The sequence below is a fragment of the Chamaesiphon sp. OTE_20_metabat_361 genome (assembly GCF_031364565.1).
The window spans coordinates 1-4,824 of record NZ_JANLWO010000689.1; the positions used below are offsets into that span (position 1 = coordinate 1).

The window sequence follows — 4,824 nt, forward strand, 5'->3', positions numbered from 1 at the left end:
CTTGCCCTTTGCTGGTTTGAGATTAAACATGTGAGATCCACCATCTACCGACCAGAAATTTGCTCCATCGTTGGGTTCGACTCCACCAGTGAATCCAATTAATAAACTATCCCATTGTAGAGAACTATCGATCCGATCGACCAATAAACTAAAGGCAATCGGGGTAAAATCCACTTCGATCCCAATTAGGGCTAAATCTTGTTTGATTTGAGTACCTAATGCTTCCCGAATTTTGTTACCAGAATTAGTGATTAAGGTAAATCTGATTGGATTGTCGCGATCGTCGATCAGTTTATTTTGCTCGTTATATTTAAAGCCAGCCGCAGTGAATAATTCTTTGGCTTTTTGGGGACTATAATCGTAGAATGGCAGTCCCTCTTTGCGAGATAAATAGTAAGGACTCGGCACTGAAATTGGTGAGTCTTGCGGCGCACCCAAGCCTCGGTAGATATTATTAATCATGCGTTGCCGATCGATACTGTAGGCGATCGCCTGACGAAATTTAACATTATTAAACCAGCGGGATTTAATCGGATCGACTAGTGGTTTACCATCTCTTTCGCCTTCGTTGAGATTGAAAGACATAAAGGTCGTACCAGTCGCTGGGCCACCATTATAGATTTTATATCCGCCTTTTTGCTCTTCTTTTTTGAGTAAGGAAAAGAAATCAGGCGAAACACCATAAGAGTCTAACCCCCCCGATCTAAATTGTACCAGTGCGGTATCAGTCGATTCGACAATTTGCCAAATGACTTTATCGATATATGGCTGCCGATCGCCTTGAGCATCCTTACTCCAGTAGTGAGGATTCTTTTTAAAAACTAACCGCTCTCCAGGGGAGTAAGATTCGAGCATAAACATCCCACTAGAAACTAGATCGGAGGGTTTGGTATTAATTCCCCAAGTACTCAAAAATAGTGGTTTACCCGTGTTGTCTTTTTGGTTGACGGTAGCACGTAACTTGTGAGCGGGAAGGATACTAATTCCTAACGTGCGGATAAAGGGGGCAAATGGTTCTGGCGTAGTAAATTCAATGCGATCGGCACCAATTTTTTTGAGCGTGGGTAATTTTCGATCCTTGCCAATTTTGAGAATATCACGCGTATCGGTTGGAATTTCTTCGTTAAAGTAAACTTCATTAAAAGTAAACGCGACATCATCGATCGTCAATGGCGCACCATCAGACCATTTGAGATTTTCTCTGAGTTTAAATGTCACAGTTTTACTATCTGGGGAAACCACCCAAGATTCGGCTAAAGCTGGTTGCAGTTCGCCTTTACCATTTTCGGCAATCAAACCAGAACCCACATAGCCAAAAATATTCGGCGATTCGTTACTTAGTGCTTCATTAAAGGTCTTCGGATCGCTGAGAATTGCGGAAACTAATTGATTGCGATCGACTTTAGCAGCAGCAGAACTAATTATTTGCCGACAACTAGCCACCCCGATCGCGATCGCTAGCACTAATAATAATATCGACCACCGAGCCGGATTTAAGATCTTTTTTAACATCATGGAAATCATCTAAAACTATACTGTTCGGTCAAAAGCTGAAAAATAGCTCGAATAATTAGGCGGTGTGGTTAAATAGTATAAGTTTTCGTTCGTGTAGCGTCTACCCTAGAGGCTCGGTGACAAATCCAATCTCAAGCAGGAGCGATGCGGCAATTACCTTGCTGCCATGTTGATGCCGATCTGACACCCTACCCCCATTTTCCCACATTGTGAACTTGCGCCTTTTATTCCCATTGTTTGACCCGACAGTAAAAGACTGGTCGTTGACAGCGCGTTTGATGCGGTGGCTGACTTTTCTCTGGCTAGCGATCGGGATGTTCGTGTTGTTCTCAGCTTCTTACTATCATGGAGAAGTCGAAAAAAAAGATGGCTTATTTTATTTCAATCGCCAACTAGTGGCGATCGTCATTAGTTTGTTTATCTTTAATGCGATCGTCCATTCACCCTTGCGCAAACCGCTCAAAGTCTCACACTGGATTCTGTTGGGGATTTTGGTGCTATTGTTACTGACGGTATTGACGGGGATGGGGCAAAATACGATGGGGGCAACGCGGTGGATTGCGATTGGCCCGGTTCAAATTCAGCCATCAGAATTAATCAAACCCTTTCTAGTCCTGCAAGGTGCCAAGTTATTTGGGCGCTGGGAGCAGTATCCCACCAAAGTACGGGTGACATGGCTGGTGGTATTTGCGATCGTGTTACTGGCAATCTTAAAACAACCCAACCTCAGTACGACATCTTTATGTGGTATTGGTTTGTGGTCGATCGCCTTTGCGGCGGGTTTACCGCTGAGATACCTGACTGGGACGGCAATTGGTGGGGGGATGGTAGCGGGTATGAGTCTGATGATGCACTCATACCAACGATCGCGAATGCTCTCTTTTCTCAATCCGTGGCTAGACGAACGGGGCGACGGGTTTCAATTGGTGCAAAGCTTGCTGGCGATCGGATCTGGGGGCTTGTCGGGGCGGGGGTTTGGGCTATCCAATCAGAAACTAGACTACTTGCCAATTCAGGATACAGATTTTATTTTCTCGGTGTTTGCTGAAGAATTTGGCTTACTCGGAAGCCTGCTGCTGCTGGTATTAGTGATGAGTTATGCCACTTTGGGTTTACTGATTGCCCGTCGTGCCCATCATCCCGTACATCGGCTGATTGCTGTCGGCGCGACTACTTTTATCGTGATCCAATCGCTGTTTAATATCGGTGTGGCGGCGGGGACTCTCCCCACAACTGGTTTACCCTTGCCGATGTTTAGCTATGGCGGGAGTTCGATGGTAGCCTCACTAATCCAGTCAGCACTGCTGATCCGCGTTGCCAGGGAATCCGCAGAAGCCAAAGTTATTAAGATTAGGGGGTAGAGGGGAGATGGGAGATGGGAGATGGGAGATGGGGGGACTGGGGGACTGGGGAGAGATGAACCTCTTACCTTTTACCTCTTACCCCTAAAGCCTAGCTTGAGCCAGATGTCTATTCATCGATCGAGGTCGTTTTTCACAGACGATTGCTGGAATAATCGCGCTGATTTAGTGCAAAATGGGATGAGGTAATCCAAAATTACCATCCTAAAAATTTGCTCGCCATATCGAAAATTCCGTAAAATCAGTCATTTATACGGTGATTAATTTTACAATTAAAGCTATCCTCTACGGGGTCAGAAAGTATTTTCCCCATGTCCCAAATTACCAAAGCCCAGCCCCGATTAGCATTCTTACCACCTCAATTCAATGTTTGGGTGCTGCGGCTAGTCACTTGGATGTTGCCTTTGTGGTTGAGATACAAACTGCACATCATCAAAATTGATGCCTCAGATCTCGATCGGTTGGTAGAAGCTTACAAACAATCGCAGATGGGTAGATTGCGGTTGATTATTGCTTTTAGGCATCCTAGTAGCGATGATGCTTTTTGTCTGGGGCACCTCTTGACAAAAATGCTGCCGCTGGCGGCCAGAAGGCATCGCATTTCGCTCAAATCGCCCGTCTTCGCTCACTTTATCTACGATCGCGGCATTCCATTGTGGGCGGGTAAGATCGTCAATTGGTTGTACCCTCGTTTGGGTGGTATCCCCATTCATCGGGGTCGCGGCGATCGTCAAGGACTCGAAACCGCCAGAGACATCTTAGTTAACGGTCAGATGCCCCTAGCAATCGCTCCAGAGGGAGCAACTAACGGTCAGAATGAGTTTGTTAGCCCTTTAGAGTTTGGAGCCGCTCAGATTGGATTTTGGGCGATGGAGGATTTGGATCGAGTGGGGAGAGAAGAAGATGTCTTGATTATCCCGATCGGGATTCAATATTATTATCTGGATGAGCCGTGGTTTAAACTCGAACAGCTAATCTATCAGTTAGAGCTAGACTGTGGTTTGAGTGTCGATCGTCACGACTCATTGGTGGCGATCGGTCAAAACGATCGTCGCCCGATGCGAAAATTACTCTATGACAGGTTTTACATTCTGAGCCAGCATTTGCTCTATCAAATAGAAAACTTTTACGCTCACTTCTATCGCTACGAAATCCCCGAACGTCCGCTGCTAGAGCAGCCGATTTCGCGCACCGAAATCTCCCAAAGACTCCAACACCTGCTCGATTTTGCATTGCAAATATCGGAAAGTTACTTTAATCTCCCACCCCAAGGCACCATCAGCGAGCGCTGTCGCCAGATCGAGCAAGCTGGCTGGAACTGGATCTATCTCGAAGAATTGAATTCACCGCAAGCCTTATCGCCAGTCAGTCGCAAATTAGCCGATCGCATTGCCACCGAAGCAGATTTGCGGCTGTGGCACATGCGAATTGTCGAAAGCTTTATCGCTGTGACCGGATCTTATATCAAAGACCGACCGACGATCGATCGGTTTTCGGAAATTGCCCTGCTATTGTGGGATTTGGTTGCCTGGATCGAAGGTGGCAAACCGACTAAACGCCCGATTATCGGCAATCGCCGCGTCCACATGACGATCGGTAATGCGATTCCGCTCTCTGACTACTGGGATCGCTACAAAAGTGGTCGCAGGCAAGCCAAACAAGCTACCCTCGATCTCACTCAAGAATTACAGACGGCGATGGAAGGATCGCTCGATCGGGGCTAGGGGTTAGGCTTTAGGCTTTAGGGGTAAGAGGTAAGAGGTAAGAGGTAAGAGGTTCATCACTCCCCCACTCCCCCACTCCCCTACTCCCCCACTCCCCTACTCCCCCACTCCCCTACTCCCCCACTCCCCCACTCCCTCATCTCCCAGTCCCCTCGCCTCCCCATCTCCCAACTCCCATCTCCCCACCAAATTTGCTACTAAACTCCTAAATCGATCCCCAATGA

The 4,824-nt window shown here is 47.0% G+C and carries 3 protein-coding genes; 2 read left to right on the forward strand and 1 reads right to left on the reverse strand.

Going from position 1 to position 4,824, the window contains the following annotated elements:
- Positions 1-1,515 (reverse strand): ABC transporter substrate-binding protein (locus RMO35_RS19500; protein WP_309743342.1); only part of this gene is annotated, 1,515 nt, incomplete at its 3' end.
- Positions 1,516-1,724: 209 nt separating this feature from the next.
- On the opposite strand from RMO35_RS19500, the gene RMO35_RS19505 reads away from it, so the two are divergent.
- Both RMO35_RS19505 and RMO35_RS19510 read left to right on the forward strand, forming a co-directional pair.
- Complete coding sequence (locus RMO35_RS19505; protein ID WP_309743345.1) at positions 1,725-2,876, forward strand: FtsW/RodA/SpoVE family cell cycle protein; 1,152 nt, start codon at positions 1,725-1,727, stop codon at positions 2,874-2,876.
- Positions 2,877-3,187: 311 nt separating this feature from the next.
- Entirely contained in the window at positions 3,188-4,600 is a 1,413-nt protein-coding gene (locus RMO35_RS19510; RefSeq protein WP_309743347.1) for a 1-acyl-sn-glycerol-3-phosphate acyltransferase, read from the forward strand.
- Positions 4,601-4,824 lie beyond the last annotated feature (224 nt).

Excerpts from the sequence above, each read along its gene's own strand:
- RMO35_RS19510 (WP_309743347.1), top strand. The coding sequence starts at position 3,188 with ATGTCCCAAATTACCAAAGCCCAGCCCCGATTAGCATTCTTACCACCT.